Consider the following 20,137-nt stretch of genomic DNA (forward strand, 5'->3'; position numbering starts at 1 on the left):
AGCCGAACCCCTGTATCTGCAAGCTTTGGAACTGAGAAAACGCTTACTGGGAGACAACCATCCCGATGTCGCCGCTAGCCTGAACAATCTCGCAGAACTCTACTTTTTTACAGGACGGTACAGCGAAGCCGAACCCCTGTATCTGCAAGCTTTCGCAATTTGTGAGCAGACTTTAGGTGTAGATCATCCCAATACAATCACAGTTCGAGGAAATTATGCAATCTTTTTAAGAGAAGCATATCCCTAACGATCACACCCTTTCAAAAAATCATACCAAATTGATGCCACACAACAGTTGTAGTTCAAATTTTAGCAGCGATCGCTCCCTCTTAATCTCTATCTCCGTGTCCTCTGCGCCTCTGCGGTTCGATTCTCATGCTAATTCATCAAAGTGCGATCGCTGCCACAGGCAAACTTGAAGATGCAGTCAGTGAAAGTCGGACATTAGTGGCTGCCAAACAGGGAATTTCCACCGAAGCAACAATCGGATTCAGTCCCGCCGATGACATTTTAGACATTGCCTCAAAAGTTCTAGATGCCAAAATTGCTAAGGAAAAGTATGATTATCAATCTGCTATTCAATTACTAGAAAAAGCTGTAGAAATAGAAGATACCCTTAAGTACGTAGAACCACCCGACTGGTACTTTCCGACGCGGGAATCTTTGGGCGCTGTGCTTTTAGCTAAGGGTGATTATAGAGAGGCGGAGAAAGTCTTTCGTGCCGATCTAGAAAAATATCCCTATAATGGGCGTTCTCTATTTGGCTTACAGGCAAGTTTGCAAGGACTGGGCAACGATGATGCCGTTGAAGTTGTCAAAACCGAATTGGAAACAGCTTGGAAAGGTCAAACAACTTTGGATTTTAAATTTTAAATTTTAGATTAGCCCCATGCATAGAAGGTTCTCTAAAGAAGTACAAGCCGAAATAGCCTTTATTTGTTGCCTGACTTTAGCTTTCGTATTAAAATTTTGAAGTAATGCTTCATGGTTAATCCAGTCAAACGTTCAATTCGGATATTCAAAGATGCGCCCTTATCTGTCTGATTTCCTTTATCACCCTACAGAATTTATTTTCTTCCATTTTGAACCCTTTTTTGGTTTGGACTGTACTTAGGGTAGGTGGGGGCAGGCGACGATCGCGTAAATGCGATCGCATCACTAGTTAACTATCTACTGGATGCAGAGAGATGGCTCCTATGTCATCCTAGATTTAGGAGAGTTAATTCAGTGATATCTTTGATTTTAGTATTGAAAGGCTTTTTTCCTTTTAGTATTTACAGACTTTCAGAGAAATTAAAATCTCTACACAGTGATGATTTTGGAGATAATCGATGTCAATTTATGTAGGTAACCTCTCTTATGACGTTACACAAGAAGATTTAACTGGTATTTTTGCAGAATATGGTACTGTAAAGCGGGTTCAAGTACCTACTGACCGTGAAACAGGTCGTCCGCGAGGCTTTGCTTTTGTGGAAATGGGAACTGAAGCGGAAGAAACAGCTGCCATTGAAGCTCTCGACGGCGCTGAGTGGATGGGTCGTGATCTAAAAGTAAATAAGGCTAAACCCAAGGAAGATAGAGGTGATAGAGGTTCCTTTGGTGGCGGCAACCGAGGAGGAGGATACGGCGGTGGCGGTGGCGGTGGCGGTGGCGGTGGCGGACGCGGCGGACGCTACTAACTTTGGAAACAAAAAAAATTTACCAATAGTCTTAAGGTCAGACAAACAAGAGTCTGTCTTTTTTTTGTAATGTTCCTGCCTGATTAAGTCAACTTAGTAGGAGAAATAATGACCCAAGTAATTGTAGGCGACAATGAACACATTGAATCAGCCTTACGACGATTTAAGCGAGAAGTTTCCAAAGCTGGAATTTTTCCAGATATGAGAAAGCATCGTCATTTTGAAACACCCTTAGAAAAACGCAAGCGCAAAGAAGTTGCCAAGCACAGACAGAGTAAGAGAAGTTTTCGCAATTAAGGGCTGACATAGCTATAAAAGAAAACCCTCATAGATTCTATGAGGGTTTTCCTTTTGCCTATTTAAAAATCAGTAAACTTCAATAAACGCTAAAATCAAGTCAGCCTTTGTATTGTAGCGGTTGTGTCCCACATCACTCAGAGGGCGGTTCACTGCATAAATCCTGATTGTCAACGTCCTTATCCCCAACCTTGGGGAAACAAATTCTGCAACAGCTGTGGCGCACCGCTAGAGTTGTTAGACCGCTATGTTCCACTTCAGCCATTAGGATCGGGAGGATTTGCTCAAATTTATACGGTTTGGGATGAAAAAACTCAAACAGACAAAGTGCTGAAAGTGTTGGTAGAAGATTCACCAAAGGCACTGGAGTTATTTACCCAAGAGGCGGCTGTTTTATCTAGTTTGCAACATCCAGGTGTTCCCGCAGTCGATGCCGAAGGTTATTTTCAGGTACAACTCTTTAACCCCAAGCTGCACCAACTGCCTTGTCTGGTAATGGAAAAAATCAATGGGCAAACTTTAGAAGAGATATTAAAAAAGTTTCCTCAAGGGTGTCCAGAGAATTTGGTTATAAGCTGGTTTGCTCAAACTGTAGAGATTTTACAAGAATTACACAAACGTCAGATTATTCACCGGGATATTAAACCTTCTAATTTAATGCTGGGAACTTCTTCGCCAACTGTAACCACCCCTCAAGGGCAAACAGAGGGCGATCGCTTGGTACTAATTGATTTTGGCGGAGCAAAACAATTTAGCGCCTCTAAGCTGCGTTCTCAGTCGAGTTCCACCCGATTATTTTCTTCTGGCTACAGTCCACCAGAACAAGTAACTGGAAGCATTGTTGGGCCAAGTGCCGATTTTTATGCCCTTGGTCGAACGGTGATTGAACTACTAACAGGTAAGTACCCGTTAGAGTTGGAAGATCAGCAAACGGGGAAATTGCGCTGGCGAACTGCGGTAAATGTCAACCCTCAATTAGCAGATTTGGTGGATGAGATGGTGCAGGAAGATGTGCGATCGCGTCCAGCAAATGCAGCTATGATTCAAAAACGCTTGGCGAAGATTTCTCAACCATTACCGCCGCTAGGATTATTTGCTCAACTACAAGACAAAATTAAGCAAGTCTCAACGCAAGTTTCCCAAAGATTTACCCTAGTAACACAAGCTATTGAACAAGTTTTAGCTAACTTTAGCCAAGCTGTAACTAAAACCGTTGTTTTTATCGCTCAGACAATCATCAAAATTGTCCAAGCTTGTTTGGCGACCATTTGGGCAATGATCTTGGCTTATGTTGGTGCTTGTTTTGGTGCGATCGCTGGTTTTATTTTGGCATATCACACCAGCTTAGGGCGTTGGGTTGTGCAATCTATTTCGATTCAGCTAAACCAATTAGTGCCAAATACTCAACCCGTCTTCGGGGCAGATATTTTGGTATTCATCGCCGCAGGCTGGGGAACCGCTTGGGGACTGACAGTATCTGGGTGTTTTGGTCAACGGCGGCGCTTTTTAGTCGCGTCGCTGATGGGCATGATTAGCTATGGCTTTGGTTGGTTCATTTTGCAATTAATCACACCAAAAAACAGTGGCGAGGGCTTAGTGGCAGTGATTTTAGTGGCAGCTTGCCTACTCACCTTGAGCTTAGGTCTTCGCAGCCATCATGTAGTATACGCCGTGTTCGCGGCCTTTGGTAGTGCGATCGCTTATGCACTTTTGATTATTTTAGGATTAGCACCTCCCATCTTCCAATTTTCTAGTCAACCAGCCTGGTCAGAGTTACAGTTACCTCTGATTTTTTTTGGTTCTGTGGGCTTTTTTATCAGCTTCTGGCTAGGAGTGAGTTATTACTTAATTGTCCCTGGATTGCGCTTTTTGGGGTGGCGATAGAAGGGTGCAGGGGGCAGGAGGATGAGGGAGAAATAATCATGCCCAATTAATTCCCAATTCCCAAAAACAAGATCCCCCTAGTCGTATTTTTCATCGAGCTAGGGGGATCACATATATGGTAGTCTATAAGAGGTTCGGTATAGTTCCTTACGAATCGATTCTATAGCCTATATTTCAGTTTGAGTAGTCTTATCATTAGAATTTATAGTATTTTCACAGCTTCTTAATGAATGCTTCATCCTTGTTCTTCCTTAGAGAAGCGGTATATGTAAGTATGGCAGTACGCAGTATGCGTAAATTGTCATTTTTGTGGATATCTGTAAAAAATATGAAATTTAAGATTGTTGCTACCGTCGCGTTGTTAGCTTGTTTTGGCTTTGCAGAGCAAGCCCTGGCGTTAAATCAAGTAGATTTGGATCAGTTAAAGGTAACAAGTTCTTGTCCCCGGTGTAATTTGAGTGGTGCTGATCTAACTCAACTGAATTTAGCTGGAGCAAATTTGCGAGGGGCTGACTTGAGTCGTGCAACATTATCTAAAGCTAATCTCACGAATGCCGATCTCACCGGTGCAAATTTAGAAGGTGCGATTCTGAATTTGGCCAATCTCACTGGTGCTTCTTTAACAGGAGCAAATTTGAAATCAGCATCCTTGGAAAGTGCCGATCTATCTTACGCCGGCTTCATCAGCGCTAATTTGGAAGCAGCAAACTTAAAAGATGCCAGAATACAGTTTACCAATTTTCGCGGGGCTAACTTCCGACTAACAACTCTGGCGAATGGTGTCATCACCTCCGATAAGCCCTATGGCTGGTCGTCAGAGCGTCAAAAGGACAGAGAATGTAATGAGTTCAAACCCGAAAATACTCGAGGCACAACCTGTTATTCAAAATAAATTGGGCATTGGGCATTGGGCATTGGGCATGATTATTTCTCCCTCATCCCCCTGCCCCCTTCACCTGTCCTTGTATAGCAAAAGCATTTTGTTTGTTAAGGGTTCTTTATCATGGGAAAAAAGCTTGTAGATTAATTGAATCGATGCTTACCCATATTAAAGACTTAGCAGCAAAACTAGCGCCTCGCTTGATTGAAATTCGCCGCCACATCCACTCTCACCCAGAACTTAGTGGTCAGGAATACCAAACAGCAGCCTTTGTAGCTGGTGTTTTGTCTTCCAGTGGTCTACATGTACAAGAAGGTGTTGGTAAAACGGGCGTTATTGGAGAATTGCAAGGCACTGGTCAAAATGACCGTTTGTTGGCAATTCGCACCGATATGGATGCCCTGCCAATTCAAGAAGGCACAAATTTAGAATACGCCTCTCGCGCAGTGGGGATTATGCACGCTTGTGGTCACGATGTCCATACCACTGTGGGCTTAGGAACAGCGATGGTGCTGTCCCAAATGGTTGAGGAGTTGGGTGGAAAAGTGCGGTTTTTATTTCAGCCAGCCGAGGAAATTGCTCAAGGGGCAAGCTGGATGATGAAAGATGGGGCGATGGAAAATGTCTCAGCTGTATTAGGGGTTCATGTTTTCCCTTCTATACCCGCAGGATCTATTGGTGTGCGTTATGGGGCATTGACAGCCGCCGCAGATGATTTAGAAATTCTGATTATGGGAGAATCTGGACACGGGGCGCGTCCCCATGAGGCGATTGATGCAATTTGGATTGCTTGCCAAGTTATTACTGCACTGCAACAAGCCATTAGCCGGACGCAGAATCCTTTGCGTCCTGTAGTGTTGAGCATAGGGAAGATTAATGGTGGCAGAGCGCCGAATATAATTGCGGATAAAGTGGAGTTGTTGGGAACGGTGCGATCGCTCCATCCCGAAACCCGCGCCCATCTCCCTAACTGGATTGAAAACATTGTATCTAATGTTTGTCATACATACGGGGCAAAATATCAAGTGAATTATCGCCAGGGCGTACCCAGCGTTCAAAATGATTATGCCTTGACACAATTGTTACAATCAGCCGCAGAAGAAGCTTGGAGTAGCGATCGCGTCCAAGTTTTACCCGAACCTTCCCTTGGTGCAGAAGATTTTTCTATGTATTTGGAACATGCCCCAGGTTCTATGTTTCGCTTAGGTGTAGGCTACAAAGAAAGAATTATTAACCACCCATTACACCATCCCCAATTTGAAGTTGATGAATCTGCCATTATCACCGGAGTTGTAACTATGGCGTATGCCGCCTATAAATATTGTCAGCAAGATATTTAAACAAAAACTCCCAGCACATCAAGCCTGGGAGTTTTTGTTTAACTAACTTTTTTTAGCGGATATAGAAAGTTCAAAAAAATCCTACGCTTTCGATTCGCTAACAACACCTAGCTTTTGTTGAATTCGAGTCTTAGCAGCTTTGAATTCAGTAGCCAATTGTTCACTTTGCTCAGTGCTTAAGTTGTTGCGAATGGCAGCAAACATTGTGCTTTCTTCTTGACGAATATGATCGCCAATAGCTTTCATCAGCTCTTTGACTTTCTCCTTGAATAGCGGTGAAGATGGGCTAAGAGCCTTAATCTCTTCTAACGCCTGCTTTGCATGAGCCTGTTCATCAAACAGTTCTTGGGTGTTATCCTGACCGTAGAAAGGACGTACTTTTGGATATACGACTTCTTCTTCAGCTTCGGCGTGAGCAGTTAGATCCTTATAAAGTTGACCGAAGTATTCTTGGATCTTCTGGGGATTATCGCTTTGCAGCAGTTCGGTAAATAGGGTATTTACCTTGCCGTGATCGAGGCGAATGGCATCTTGGATATTCATATCCTTCTTATCACTGGCTTGGGTAACAGCGCTACCTACCACACCACTGACTGCTGCCACGGCATCTTGAACACGTGCCCAAATTCCTTGATCTGCATCTTGTCCAGTGAGTTCGCGGACACCCAGAATTTCTAAAATACCTTTGAGTTGCTCTTGGTGAGCGCGGTTTTCAAAGTTAATTGTATTCAGAGGTGCGATCGCTAGCAAAACGTCAGCACCAACTTTTTGAGCAGCTTTGTGAACTATCAAGCCACTCATTACTGCTTGATGCTTCAGCAATTCATGCTGAGATACTTTTTCATACAGGCTCAACTCAGAACCTTTGAACAATTCACGAGATTTTTCAATGAATTGTGTAACATTTTTCTTTGGTTCAGCCTGAATGCCATACTGACCAATCACAGTTTCTAGAACGCCAATATTTTTTTCGTCATCTTTAAGAAAATTCCGAATGCGATCTGCAATTTCGGCATCCAGTCCTTCTCTCAAAAGCACTTGCTCATTTTCAATGATCAACTGTTGGAGGGCTTTAAGACTTGCCAATTTAACAGCAATAGCATTGCGCTTCGTATCATCTAAAGTAGCTACCATCCGTGTTCTCCTCGGCAAAGTGTTCGTAATTCTTACTTGATATAACCTTGACACAGAGGTTAGGGAGATTCCATCTTTCTTTTGAGCGATCGCTATCACAACTCTGGGTAGAAAAATGCAATTATTCTTCATAAAAAAATTTTGTTTTTATACTTTTAGATAGATATATGAAATTTAAACTATATCCTCAGATATAAAACTTCTATTTAATTTTGTGAAATCAACGTAAGTATGTTAATAAAACGCAACGTATACCCAAACATTTTGGTGCATTATTATATTTTTTCAAACAATCAAATCAGATTGCTATAGATACTTGTTATTTTTTTATCAAACAGGATAAAAGTAAATTCATTCAAATAAAATTTGATTTGCTCAACGATCAGATCGTGTTTGTAAATTAAAAAAACTCTAGTTGAAAAGAATTTAATTAATATTTCGAAGGTTATTTTGATTAGGAATACCAATTCTTTATGAAGATGCACATAATAAGTCCCCCCTTTCAGAAGGGGGGACGGCGTAGCCGGGGGGTAAATATATGTAGCTTCACAAAGAAACGGTATAAGTCGTAATTATTTATAAGACTTACGCATTGACAGAAAACAATAAATATATATCGCGGAAAAACCATATTTCTCGTAGGGGTTTAGCATTGCTAAACCCCTACTCCACGGTTAATTTATCGGTAAAAATATAATTAGTCAAAGTCTGAAACAAGCTATTTAGGTGAGATCATACTATGACTAATTTGTACAGTGCGTAAGTCCTAATTTATTGATTTTTTTAATACTTTTTTAACATTCTCTGAGATTAGAAACCTTAAAAGGTAGACTTTGCTACTTTTAAGTAGTTATAGCGCTTCCTGAACTATTGAAGTACATCTTAAAACCTCACCGCTAACCCCTCTCCTTAGCAAGGAGAGGGGAGATAAAACACAGCTTTAGCGGGGTGAGGTTAAGCTGTACCTCAGTTGCTTAGTAACCGCTATATGTCCACCTTTTAACGAGGGGCTAGATTCTACTTACATCCCAAAGACTCACGAGTATCTACACCAGTTTTAGAATTAACACCACTTGCTTTAACACAAAGCTTTTTGACTTGCGTTCCATCTAAAATTGCATTTGTAAAATCAGCGCCTGTGACATTTACATCATCAAAAGTAGAACGCAGCATCATTGCATCAGTTAAGACAGCATCACTCAAATCAGCAGCCTTAAACCTTGATAGATAAGCTATGCCTTCACTAAAATTAACACCATGCAGATTTACTCCCTCCAGCAGAGTACCGTTAAATACAGTGCCACGTAAGTCAGCATTGCTAAAATTAGCATTCTCTAATTTGAGATTGGTAAACTCAGTGCCAATTAAACTTTGACCAGAGTAATCCTTCCCCTTGAGTTCATCATTACCCACAGAACGGGTAATACTGGAAGAACTTGCAGCTTCCGCCGATAGGGGAAACAAAAAAAGAACCATAGCTAAAACAAAGCTAGCTATTAGTCGCCAATATTTCATAATCTCTTCTTAATAAATCTCAACACTTCTACCATTAACTATTAAACCTCACAGGAGGGGAGAAAGGGGATGAGGCAGTGAAGGAGGGAGAAGAATTAATAACCAATGACAAATGACAAACGCCGCAATTAAATACACTAGACTATAAAACCAGCAAGCATCTCGTAGGATGATATATGTTGAGGTGCGATCGCAAAATTACCTGTGGCAAATCAAGAAGACAACGCCCAATCTCTGGCGCGAACCCCCTTATATCAAGTGGGTGTAGAACTCAAAGCCCGCTTTACCAGCTTTGGCGGTTGGGAAATGCCTGTACAATTTAGTGGCATTAGCCGCGAACACGAGGCTGTAAGAAATATAGCCGGAATGTTCGATATTTCCCACATGGGCAAATTTACCCTCCAAGGTAAAAATCTCATTTCCCAACTCCAACTTCTAGTGCCTTCAGACTTGAGTAGATTGCAACCCGGTCAAGCGCAATACACCGTATTGTTAAATCCCCAAGCCGGGATTATTGACGACATTATTGTTTATTACCAAGGTGAAGACAGCACTGGTATACAAAAGGCATTTATCATCGTCAATGCAGCAACCTCCAGCAAAGATAAAGCATGGCTTTTGCAACATCTAGACCTAGATAAAGTGCAATTCCAAGACCTTTCACCAGAAAAAGCCTTAATTGCCGTGCAAGGGCCAAAAGCGATTAAATATCTCCAGCCTTTAGTGCAAGAAGACTTACAATCAATCAAAGCCTTCGGACATTTAGAAGCAACCCTACTACGTAAACCTGCCTTCTTAGCCCGCACAGGTTACACCGGAGAAGATGGCTTTGAGGTGATGGTAGACCCATCTGTGGGGGTAGAATTGTGGCGAAATCTTCATAAAGCTGGTGTTATCCCTTGTGGACTCGGTGCGAGAGACACCCTGCGCTTAGAAGCAGCAATGGCGCTTTACGGGCAAGATATTGATGACATCACCACACCCTTAGAAGCCGGTTTGGGGTGGCTAGTTCACTTAGATACCAAAGGCGATTTTATTGGACGGGAAGTTTTAGCACAACAAAAAGCCTCTGGAGTGCAGCGTCGATTGGTGGGTTTACAAACTCAAGGACGTAACATTGCCCGTCATGGCTACCAAGTTTTATCAGCAGGTAAAGTTGTGGGAGAAGTTTCCAGTGGCACTCTGTCGCCCACACTTGGTTATCCCATTGCTTTAGCCTACCTTCCTACCGAACTAGCAAACATCGGTCAGCAGCTAGAAGTAGAAATTCGTGGTAAAGCTTATCCAGCAGTTGTGGTTAAACGTCCCTTTTATCGGTCAAAAAATCGTGTCACCAACTGATAAGCGCCAGGGTTTTTAAGGAATAATGTGTTGTGAGTTACTCAATCTACAGTAAGGTTCATTACCAGACATGGCTTGGATGACTGTTGGGGCAATAATTTTTTTGATAAGGGAGAGGAAGTGATATGTCTTTTGAATATCCTCAAGATTTTAGATACCTCGATTCTCATGAATACGTGCGAATAGATGGCGAAATTGCCACCATTGGCATTACTGAGTTTGCCGTACATGAATTGGGTGATATCGTCTTTTTGGAACTGCCAGAAATTGGCGACGCTCTTACCAGGGGAGAAAACTTTGGCACAATTGAATCAGTGAAAGCCGTTGAAGAACTGAATTCACCAGTCACAGGCACAGTTGTAGAACGCAATGATGCTTTAATTGATGATCCCGAACAAGTGTCAGATGATCCCTATGGTGAAGGATGGTTCTTGAAAGTGCGCGTCAATGACCCTGGTGAAATTGAGGATGCCTTGACAGCAGATGAGTATCGCGCCCAGGTGGAAGGCGAGTAAAGAAGAGGGAGATGCAAGGACGCAGAGAATGAAATTTCCCTGCGTCGCCGTGTCCTCTTACCACTCCACTCGAACAAGACTTACGCAAACCATGTCCGAAGCCCTGATTTTTCGGTAGGGGCAATTCATGAATTGCCCCTACGCGTATAGTTTTGCCTAAGTCCTATCGAAGATAAGTCATGAAATTTAGATAAACTCAAAAGTTACACCTACTTCTCATCAGTATTTATTGCAAAATATGAAATAGTACTATCTGGAGAGTAATTTGTGGTATTGAACGCCCCTGTTCTCAAATCAAATGAGCAGCAAGTGCTGAACCAAAAAAGTCAAAAGTTAAGTAGTTTTGTGCCAAGACACATTGGCCCTAACTCCGACGACATCCAGCTTATGCTTCAGGTTTTGGGATTTCCCAGCCTGGATGCCCTAATCGACAAAACAGTTCCCCAGACAATCCGGCTGAAGCAACCGCTAAAGTTACCAGAAGCCGAAAGTGAGTATGCAGCACTGGCATCCTTAAAAAAAATTGCTGCCAAAAATCAGGTTTTCCGCTCGTACATCGGTATGGGATATTACGACACTATTACCCCACCTGTAATTGGGCGTAACATCTTAGAAAACCCAGGTTGGTATACTGCTTACACTCCTTATCAACCAGAAATTGCTCAAGGGCGACTGGAAGCGCTACTAAATTTCCAAACCCTGATTATTGACCTCACAGGTTTGGAAATTGCCAATGCTTCGCTACTTGATGAAGCCACAGCCGCAGCTGAAGCAATGAGTCTAAGCTATGGTGTCTCCAAAAATCAGGCAAATGCCTATTTTGTCTCTCATGATTGCCATCCCCAAACTATTGACGTGTTACAAACACGTGCTAAACCATTAGGGATTAATATCATTGTCGGGGATCATCAAACATTTGATTTTGATCGAGCAATTTTTGGGGCTGTTCTGCAATACCCCGCAAGTGATGGCACTATTTACGACTACCGCGCTTTTATAGAAAAAGCCCATGCTAAGGGTGCATTGGTGACGGTAGCAGCAGATCCTTTAAGTTTAACTTTGCTTACCCCTCCTGGAGAATTTGGTGCTGATATTGCTGTCGGTAGCACCCAGCGCTTCGGTATTCCTTTGGGGTTTGGGGGCCCTCACGCGGCATACTTTGCGACGAAGGAAGAGTATAAGCGGCTGGTTCCAGGGCGAATTGTGGGAGTATCAAAAGATGCTCAAGGTAAGCCTGCATTGCGTCTGGCTTTGCAAACCCGCGAACAACACATCCGCCGCGAAAAAGCTACTAGTAATATTTGTACTGCACAGGTGTTGCTGGCGGTAATGGCGAGTATGTACGCGGTCTATCATGGCCCTGCTGGACTTAAGCAAATTGCGGAGAATATCCACAAGCTAACTTTAATGTTGGCAGCAGGACTAAAGCATTTGGGTTACAAAATTAGTTCTGAACATTTCTTTGATACATTGCGCGTGGAATTGGGAACACGCAGTCTGGCAGTAATTCTGAAAGCTTGTCAAGCACGGAATATTAACCTGCGGATTTTTGATGAGACTGCCGTTGGTATCTCTGTAGATGAAACAACTACAGTAGATGATTTGGTAGAGCTTTTGGAGATTTTTGCAGCGCCTGATAGTCTATTTTTCGGTTTTAAAGAAATTGGAGACTTAATTGCAGCACAGCGCAAATCACATCTAGATAATTCAACCCTCTCCCGTACAAGTACATATCTCACCCATCCTGTTTTTAACCGCTATCATTCAGAAACTGAATTATTGCGCTATCTGCACAAGCTAGAAGCTAAGGACTTGTCGCTAACAACATCGATGATTCCCTTGGGTTCTTGCACAATGAAGTTGAATGCAACAGCAGAGATGATTCCGGTAAGTTGGGAGGAATTTGGTAAGATTCATCCATTTGCCCCTGCGTCGCAAACTCAGGGTTATCAACTCCTGTTTGAGCAACTTGAGGCATGGTTAGCTGAAATTACTGGTTTTGCCGGAATTTCTCTGCAACCAAATGCTGGTTCTCAGGGCGAATACGCTGGACTTTTAGTAATTCGCCAATATCACGAAAACCGGGATGAAGCACACCGGAATGTCTGTTTGATTCCCACCTCAGCACATGGGACAAACCCGGCGAGTGCGGTAATGTGTGGGATGAAGGTGGTAGCAGTTGCCTGTGACTCACAAGGTAATATTGATGTTGATGACCTGAAGGCTAAGGCAGAAAAACACAGCCATGAATTAGCCGCGTTAATGGTGACATATCCCTCAACTCACGGTGTCTTTGAGGAACCAATTCAGGAAATCTGCGCTGTTGTCCATAGTCATGGCGGACAAGTTTACATGGATGGGGCAAATATGAACGCCCAAGTGGGCATTTGCCGTCCTGGAGATATTGGCGCGGATGTCTGCCATTTAAATTTGCACAAAACCTTCTGTATTCCTCATGGTGGCGGTGGCCCTGGTATGGGGCCCATTGGGGTAGCCTCTCATCTTGTGCCATTTTTGCCTGGACATTCTGTAGTAGGGATTGGGGACTTGGGACTGGGAACTAGGAAAGAGGAAATTCCTAATACCCAATCCCCAATCCCCAGTACCCAACATATTGGTGCTGTTGCTGCTGCGCCTTGTGGTAGTGCGAGTATTTTGGTGATTTCTTGGATGTATATCGCCATGATGGGTGTAGATGGTTTAACCCAAGCAACTAAGGTGGCGATTCTCAATGCTAACTACATCGCCAAGAAACTGGAATCGTACTATCCGGTTTTGTATCAGGGGAGAAATGGTTTAGTTGCCCATGAGTGTATTTTAGATTTGCGATCGCTCAAAAAATCAGCTGCGATCGAAATCGATGATGTAGCCAAGCGTCTCATTGATTACGGTTTCCATGCGCCGACTGTCTCCTGGCCTGTAGGGGGTACAATCATGGTGGAACCTACAGAAAGTGAATCTAAACAAGAGTTGGATCGTTTCTGTGATGCCTTGATTTCTATTCGCCAAGAAATCGCCGAAATAGAATCAGGTAAGGTGGATATTCAAGATAATGTTTTGAAGAACGCACCCCACACCGCCGAAAGTCTTATCGTCGGAGAATGGCATCATCATTATTCTCGTGAACAAGCTGCCTATCCTGCGCCTTGGACTCGTGAACATAAATTCTGGCCGGCTGTCGGTCGAATTGATGCAGCCTTTGGCGACAGAAATTTTGTTTGTTCTTGTCTGCCAATGGATGCTTATTCCTGATGTAGCTATACAGTTTAGTTAAAATTTGCTCCCCTTAACTCTCGTTTTCAGAAAGTTAAGGGGATTTTTCGCGCAAAGACTCTTTCTGCGTCTTTGCATGAGAAAAAAGTTTATGAGACTTTACCCTATTCTTCTCTCATTTAGAAGTGATAAAAGAGCGTTACCCTAGATAATTAATTTGAGAGCAGTTGCTATATTTAATTTATTAACAATCATCTGATAAAATTGCCCCCAGACATTGAAATTTGAGCAACCAACACAAGTCAAATTTGCTGGTGTCAATGGTCGCAAAAGTCAAACTAATTTACGGTACATAAAATATCTGAGAAACTTTAACCAGACATTTACCCACCCTTCAACTACCTCGGTTAAGCTTTCTAACAATATCACGTAAATATATTTAACCTTAGAGGTTTTTTGAGAAGTCTTTCACTGTGATTTTAGGCACTTTATAGATCCCCCCTAACCCCCCTTAAAAAGGGGGGAACCGGAATCAAAGTCCCCCTTTTTAAGGGGAGCCACTGCGGTCTTGGGGTCTCCCCAAGTGAAGCAAGTGGCGTGGATTTAGGAGGATCTAAAACTTTTGATACCAACAAGAGGACTTTTCAAACATCCTCTTAAGCACACAAATTAGCCTGCCTAACTTTCCATCTCAGCAGCGTTTACAAAACTCACCGTAATTGTGACGATTAAGCTAGAATTATTAAAGGTTCTTTACAGAGTTTTGCTAATCATACCCAATTCTGTTAAAAAAGCCTAGCATTCAAATGTAAATCTCAAAACCCCATATAGAGTTCACCAAAAGTTTCTATGACGCTCCCAATTCGCAACGTCGCCATTATCGCCCACGTTGACCACGGCAAAACCACGCTGGTTGACGCACTCCTCAAACAATCCGGCATTTTCCGCGAAGGCGAAGACGTTCCGGATTGCGTTATGGACTCCAACGCCCTAGAACGGGAACGGGGTATTACTATCCTGTCTAAAAATACGGCGGTTCGCTACAAAGAAACACTAATTAATATTGTTGATACTCCTGGACACGCTGACTTTGGTGGCGAAGTGGAACGTGTACTCGGCATGGTTGACGGATGTCTTCTAATTGTCGATGCCAACGAAGGCCCCATGCCCCAAACACGCTTTGTCCTCAAAAAAGCTTTAGAGAAAGGGCTGCGCCCCATCGTTATCATCAACAAAATTGATCGTGGACAAACTGACCCCCACGTTGCTGTTGATAAAGTCTTGGATTTGTTCTTGGAATTAGGGGCAGATGAAGACCAGTGCGATTTTACCTATCTGTTTGCCTCCGGTATGGCAGGTTTTGCGAAGGAAAGCCTGGAAGCAGAATCGGTAGATATGCAACCCCTGTTTAATGCGATTCTGCAACACGTTCCACCACCAGTAGGCGACAGCAATAAGCCTCTGCAATTGCAAGTCACAACCCTAGATTATTCTGAATATCTGGGACGGATTGTGATTGGCAGAATTCACAACGGTACTATCCGAGCAGGACAACAAGCAGCTTTAATCACAGAAGATGGCACCATCGTCAAGGGTAAAATTACCAAATTGATGGGCTTTGAAGGACTAAAGCGGATAGACATGGAAGAAGCAACCGCAGGTTATATTGTGGCGGTGGCTGGTTTTGCTGATGCTTATATTGGGGAAACCATTACTGATCCCAATGAACCGCAAGCTTTACCACTAATTAAAGTGGATGAACCAACCTTGCAAATGGCCTTCTGGGTGAATGATTCGCCTTTTGCTGGTCAAGAAGGCAAGTTAGTGACTTCCCGTCAAATACGCGATCGCTTATTCCGCGAACTTGAAACCAACGTTGCTTTGCGCGTTGAAGAAACCGATTCTCCCGATAAATTCCTCGTTTCCGGTCGTGGGGAACTCCACTTAGGTATCTTAATTGAAACCATGCGTCGGGAAGGCTTTGAGTTTCAGGTATCTCAGCCACAGGTAATTTACCGCGAAGTAAACGGTCAACCTTGCGAACCTTACGAACTTTTGGTGTTAGACATACCTGCTGAAGGTGTGGGTAGCTGTATCGAACGCCTGGGACAACGCAAAGGCGAAATGCAAGATATGCAACCAGGTAGTGGCGATCGCACCCAGTTAGAGTTTGTCATTCCCGCCCGTGGATTAATTGGTTTCCGGGGTGAGTTCATGCGGATGACTCGTGGTGAAGGCATCATGAACCACAGCTTCTTAGATTACCGTCAACTGAGTGGCGACATTGAAGCTCGTAACAAAGGTGTTTTAATCTCATTTGAAGAAGGTGTTTCTACCTTCTACGCCATGAGAAACGCCGAAGATAGAGGAGCATTCTTTATCACTCCCGGCACAAAGGTTTACAGAGGTATGATTGTGGGAGAACACACTCGTTCCCAAGATTTGGAATTGAATATCTGTAAGACCAAGCAATTAACTAATCACCGCGCTGCTGGTGGCGATGAATTAGTTCAGTTGCAAGCACCGATAGACATGAGCCTAGAGCGTGCTTTGGAATACATCGCGGCCGATGAATTGGTTGAAGTTACACCCCAATCGATTCGTCTGCGGAAAATGTCGAAGAAGTTGGCGAAACGGTAAGTAAAAATTCTTAATTGATTTAGAAAGCCCACATGAGTGGGCTTTTTAGTTTGTTATTTACAACTTTTTTCAATTAACTAATCAGACTTAATTGCTGACACTCAAAGGAGTGAAGTTATGGGAATGTACGGTAATTTCAAAGCTGTTACCCTTGAAGAGTTGGATAAGTTTCTCGCCTGTTCTACTACAGAAGAAATTTCAGCATTATTATCTGTTGATGGACAACTTGATACATCAGGTGATTATTTAGAAATTGAGAAGAAGTGGCAAGGATTACACTTTTTATTAACAGGTAGTCCTCATAGCGGAACACCTCCTTTATCCTGGTGTGTGTTTGGAAATCACTCCATTGGTGTTGATGATGAACCAATCTTCTTTGGTTGGATTGGAATTCGGTATCTTTTACCTAATGAGGTTCGTCAAGTTACCCAAGCACTATCTGAAACTTCGCATGAAATTCTAGCAGCCCGATATTCACCGCGTGACATGGATCAACAAGAAGTTTACCCAATCGGTATCTGGGAGAGGGATGGGGATAGTGGGCTTGATTACATTTTGTGCTGTTATCTAGCAGTTGTTAGTTTTTATCAAAAAGCTGCATTTCAAAACAAAGCGATGTTAATGTATATCACGTCCTAACTCTAGCTGCCTATCTAATTAGGATTCGGCTTGCTATGAAGTATTAAGTGACTAGATGTATCTTCTGTAATATAATTTGACACCGGACATTTGTGTTAGTGGCAGAGGATAAACGATAATGGTCAGTTCTAATAGTGCATTGAACATGGCACAAACCTCCCTAGATGTTAAAGTTACAGAGCAACAAGTCAGTCCAGAAGAGTTGCAACCTTTAACACAAGGATTTCAACTGCAATACACACATCCTCACGGACAGGTTTATCAAGGTAATTCAATTGATTGGCTTACATCGCTTGATAGTGAAAGTGTTGATCTAGTTTTTGCTGACCCACCTTATAACATTAAAAAAGCAGACTGGGACAACTTTGAGAACCAAGAGAAATATATTGAGTGGTCAATTCAATGGATTAGCCAAGCTTCACGTATCCTAAAGTCAACTGGCTCTTTTTATATTTGTGGTTTTTCCGAAATATTGGCTGATTTAAAGCATCCAGCATCAAAATATTTCAAAAATTGTCGTTGGTTAATTTGGCACTATAAAAACAAGGCTAACTTAGGTAATGATTGGGGACGTTCTCATGAAAGCATCATTCATTTTCGTAAATCTGATGCCGTTAAACTAAGTATTGACGATGTACGAATTCCTTATGGGGCACATACATTAAAATATCCATCTCACCCGCAAGCAGAGACAAGCGCCTACGGAAAGGGAGCAATCAAGAAACACAATAACTGGACACCTAACCCAAAAGGTGCCAAGCCCAAAGACGTAATAGAGATTCCTACTACTTGTAACGGGATGGGTGAGACAACACCCCATCCAACTCAAAAGCCAGAAGAATTATTAAGAAAATTTGTTCTTGCATCATCCAATGAAGGAGATTTAGTCATTGATCCATTTTCAGGTTCAGGAACAACTCTTGTGGTTGCAGAACAACTTAACCGTCGCTGGATGGGATGCGATCTAAGTATTGAGTACAACTGTTGGGCAACTAAACGATTAGAAAATGTCCGTCGTATGACAAAGGAAGAATGGATAGCCTTCGATCGTAAAAATGCAGAACGAAGGGAGTCTATCCGATGAGTCTAGAAGATTTAGTAAATCACGCAGTAGACAAACAACGTTTTCAGACTATTCAAAACTACATTACCTTTTGTAGAAATTATCTAGAATTTATAACGACGGGTTTGCAAGCTAGAATTGTTTCACAAAATGAAAATCATTACCAGTTTTATCAATATCAAGATGATGGTCATTACAACATTACTCACCCGATAAATACTCAGCTAATGTATGAAGCAGAAACATTTGATATTGCTTCTAATCAGTTTTTACAAGCTCTTGAACAGTTGCGAGAGAGACAGTTACCTAATGACTCATTGAGGCAGGTTTTCATCTCTACCATCTATACAGTTCAGCAAGCTATTGGCGCTACCCTCGACGCATTACCTTCTGGAAAGTCTAATCAAGCTCGTAAAGTGAACGGGGATCTTTTCGAGCGTCTAATTCGTCTTCTGATTGCATCTCTCAACGTAGATTGTGTTTCTGGAACAGTACAAGTTCCAATTAGAGACGATAGCGGAGCAATCTTGTTTAATACTAGCTATCAGCATGACTTATTGATTAGTAAAGACGACGAACTCAAGATAATTGGTTCGGTTAAAACTTCAAGTAAAGACCGTATTGATAAAATCTTTGTAGATAAGTTATTATACAACAAGCTAACCAGCACTGCTTTGCCTCACATTGCAATTTTCTTGAACGATGTGCAGAGAAAGAAAGCAAAGCAGCAAAACCATTATGGCATTAATACAACGTTTTTACCAGGACACTTCAAAGCTTATACCATCAAACTAAATCCACTTGACGGTGTATATTACTGTGATATTCGCCCGAATATGATTACGGATGGATTGCTTTCACAACACATCCAGACCATTGACAATTTATTTTATCGTGATATTTGGCAGCTACTCAGTAGTAATGGGCAGTCTCTGGAAGAAGTTGAAATTGAGGAAGGTGAGAACGAGGAAAACGAATAATAGTGAAGTTTATTGCGATCTCATAATTGATATCGATTAGAGCGCAGTTGAAATGAAATCTTTGCTTAGTAATGCTTTCATTTCACAAAAACTCGACACGTCACAACATTAGATAGCAGGTTTTATGTCGGTGTTTAAATCCCCGTCACAAAACATAATTACGAATTATTTTAAGATCATCTGTACCTCACCAAGTTGCAATCTGCTTTAAGACTGATATATTTAAGGTAAATAATTGTCATCTAATAATTGTGCAAGAGCGTAAGGACATTTCTCTGGAAAAATACTTAAATTGGTTTTAATTTGCACAAAATCAACTGCACTTTGATAAATATTTTCTAAATCATCCTGTAACTTATTCATTAAATTCGTGGTTAGATGATTATTTAAGTCATATCTGAAAGTTTTAATTTCTCCAATCCAATGACGATAATTTCTTTCATATTCTGCCTGCCAATATTGGAGTAATAATATATGAATAATAATTTGCCTTAAAAGACCTTTGACTTTAGCTAAATCTCTTTTCCCCAAACTGATTAATTCCTCAATTAAGTTTTCTAAATCAAGTTGGTTAAACTGTCTTTGTTTTAATAATTCAATAGTTTCTTCTAACCACAAATTTTCATCAGTTTCATAGAGTTGTTGTAAGTAACTAGTAATTGTCATATTTTTATCTTCTGAGTGCGTAATTCTACATCATTGGTTGTTGTGATATCAATTCCATAACAGCGCAAAGTCAAACTAAAGTCACTGGCAATATTTTACACTGTTTGAGAAATGACCGTCAGCTAGGATGGTTGATCGATCCAAGTGAACATTGTATTTTAGTTTATCAGCCTAATTCTTTACCAGATTTGTTAGCAGGAAAAGATATATTACCAGTGTTAAAAGATTTTAAGTTGACGCTATCTGTTGATGAAGTTTTTGCTTGGTTACAGAGGAAAATTTGACAGCAACTCACAATAATCAAAAAACCTCCATCTTGTGTAACTATGACTTCCTGTGTTTCCTGAATAA

General features: G+C 41.9%; 18 protein-coding genes. 15 read left to right on the forward strand and 3 right to left on the reverse strand.

The window, feature by feature from the left end:
• The 7 genes from V7K38_RS16100 to V7K38_RS16130 form a co-directional block, all read left to right on the forward strand.
• A partial coding sequence (locus V7K38_RS16100; protein WP_334859235.1) for a tetratricopeptide repeat protein occupies window positions 1-247 on the forward strand: 247 nt, incomplete at its 5' end.
• A 128-nt stretch (window positions 248-375) separates the two neighbouring features.
• Window positions 376-873 carry a tetratricopeptide repeat protein gene (locus V7K38_RS16105; RefSeq protein ID WP_334859237.1) on the forward strand — a complete coding sequence of 166 codons (498 nt, stop codon included), beginning with the start codon at window positions 376-378 and terminating at the stop codon, window positions 871-873.
• A 458-nt stretch (window positions 874-1,331) separates the two neighbouring features.
• Window positions 1,332-1,679 carry an RNA recognition motif domain-containing protein gene (locus tag V7K38_RS16110; protein WP_334859239.1) on the forward strand — a complete coding sequence of 116 codons (348 nt, stop codon included), beginning with the start codon at window positions 1,332-1,334 and terminating at the stop codon, window positions 1,677-1,679.
• A gap of 108 nt (window positions 1,680-1,787) precedes the next feature.
• On the forward strand, window positions 1,788-1,976 hold the full coding sequence (gene rpsU, locus V7K38_RS16115; protein ID WP_012407716.1) for a 30S ribosomal protein S21: 189 nt from the start codon (window positions 1,788-1,790) through the stop codon (window positions 1,974-1,976).
• Window positions 1,977-2,099: 123 nt separating this feature from the next.
• Window positions 2,100-3,860: a serine/threonine protein kinase gene (locus tag V7K38_RS16120; protein WP_334859241.1), complete on the forward strand. Its 1,761-nt coding sequence runs from the start codon at window positions 2,100-2,102 to the stop codon at window positions 3,858-3,860.
• Window positions 3,861-4,188: 328 nt separating this feature from the next.
• Window positions 4,189-4,752: a pentapeptide repeat-containing protein gene (locus V7K38_RS16125; RefSeq protein ID WP_334859243.1), complete on the forward strand. Its 564-nt coding sequence runs from the start codon at window positions 4,189-4,191 to the stop codon at window positions 4,750-4,752.
• A 143-nt stretch (window positions 4,753-4,895) separates the two neighbouring features.
• A complete protein-coding gene (locus V7K38_RS16130; protein WP_334859245.1) occupies window positions 4,896-6,080 on the forward strand; it encodes a M20 family metallopeptidase in 1,185 nt (394 codons plus the stop codon).
• An 81-nt stretch (window positions 6,081-6,161) separates the two neighbouring features.
• On the opposite strand, the gene V7K38_RS16135 is transcribed toward V7K38_RS16130, so the two are convergent.
• Together V7K38_RS16135 and V7K38_RS16140 are read right to left on the reverse strand one after the other, a co-directional pair.
• On the reverse strand, window positions 6,162-7,214 hold the full coding sequence (locus V7K38_RS16135; protein ID WP_334859301.1) for a hemerythrin domain-containing protein: 1,053 nt from the start codon (window positions 7,212-7,214) through the stop codon (window positions 6,162-6,164).
• Window positions 7,215-8,231: 1,017 nt separating this feature from the next.
• The gene (locus tag V7K38_RS16140) at window positions 8,232-8,729 is read right to left on the reverse strand and encodes a pentapeptide repeat-containing protein (protein ID WP_334859247.1); all 498 of its coding nucleotides are present in this window, start codon (window positions 8,727-8,729) and stop codon (window positions 8,232-8,234) included.
• 204 nt (window positions 8,730-8,933) lie between these two features.
• Here V7K38_RS16140 and gcvT point away from each other — a divergent pair, with 204 nt between their 5' ends.
• The 7 genes from gcvT (at window position 8,934) to V7K38_RS16175 (ending at window position 19,120) form a co-directional block, all read left to right on the forward strand.
• Window positions 8,934-10,070 (forward strand): glycine cleavage system aminomethyltransferase GcvT, encoded by a 1,137-nt coding sequence (gene gcvT, locus V7K38_RS16145; RefSeq protein WP_334859249.1) that lies wholly within the window; start codon window positions 8,934-8,936, stop codon window positions 10,068-10,070.
• 125 nt (window positions 10,071-10,195) lie between these two features.
• Window positions 10,196-10,585: a glycine cleavage system protein GcvH gene (gene gcvH, locus V7K38_RS16150; RefSeq protein WP_322640971.1), complete on the forward strand. Its 390-nt coding sequence runs from the start codon at window positions 10,196-10,198 to the stop codon at window positions 10,583-10,585.
• A 267-nt stretch (window positions 10,586-10,852) separates the two neighbouring features.
• A complete protein-coding gene (gene gcvP / locus V7K38_RS16155) occupies window positions 10,853-13,837 on the forward strand; it encodes an aminomethyl-transferring glycine dehydrogenase (protein ID WP_334859253.1) in 2,985 nt (994 codons plus the stop codon).
• An 810-nt stretch (window positions 13,838-14,647) separates the two neighbouring features.
• Entirely contained in the window at window positions 14,648-16,438 is a 1,791-nt protein-coding gene (gene typA, locus V7K38_RS16160; protein WP_334859255.1) for a translational GTPase TypA, read from the forward strand.
• Between the two features lie 117 nt (window positions 16,439-16,555).
• Window positions 16,556-17,077, forward strand: a complete 522-nt coding sequence (locus V7K38_RS16165; protein ID WP_334859257.1) for a YfbM family protein — start codon at window positions 16,556-16,558, stop codon at window positions 17,075-17,077.
• Between the two features lie 118 nt (window positions 17,078-17,195).
• Entirely contained in the window at window positions 17,196-18,161 is a 966-nt protein-coding gene (locus V7K38_RS16170; RefSeq protein WP_334859260.1) for a DNA-methyltransferase, read from the forward strand.
• A complete protein-coding gene (locus V7K38_RS16175; protein ID WP_334859262.1) occupies window positions 18,158-19,120 on the forward strand; it encodes a hypothetical protein in 963 nt (320 codons plus the stop codon). The genes V7K38_RS16170 and V7K38_RS16175 overlap by 4 nt, the downstream gene beginning before the upstream one ends.
• Window positions 19,121-19,342: 222 nt before the next feature.
• Here V7K38_RS16175 and V7K38_RS16180 read toward each other — a convergent pair whose 3' ends face one another.
• A complete protein-coding gene (locus V7K38_RS16180) occupies window positions 19,343-19,786 on the reverse strand; it encodes a DUF29 domain-containing protein (protein ID WP_334859264.1) in 444 nt (147 codons plus the stop codon).
• A gap of 104 nt (window positions 19,787-19,890) precedes the next feature.
• Here V7K38_RS16180 and V7K38_RS16185 point away from each other — a divergent pair, with 104 nt between their 5' ends.
• A complete protein-coding gene (locus tag V7K38_RS16185; protein ID WP_334859269.1) occupies window positions 19,891-20,070 on the forward strand; it encodes a hypothetical protein in 180 nt (59 codons plus the stop codon).
• Window positions 20,071-20,137: the final 67 nt, after the last annotated feature.

The sequence above is a fragment of the Nostoc sp. genome, from assembly GCF_036917465.1.
Classification (GTDB): Bacteria; Cyanobacteriota; Cyanobacteriia; order Cyanobacteriales; family Nostocaceae; genus Nostoc.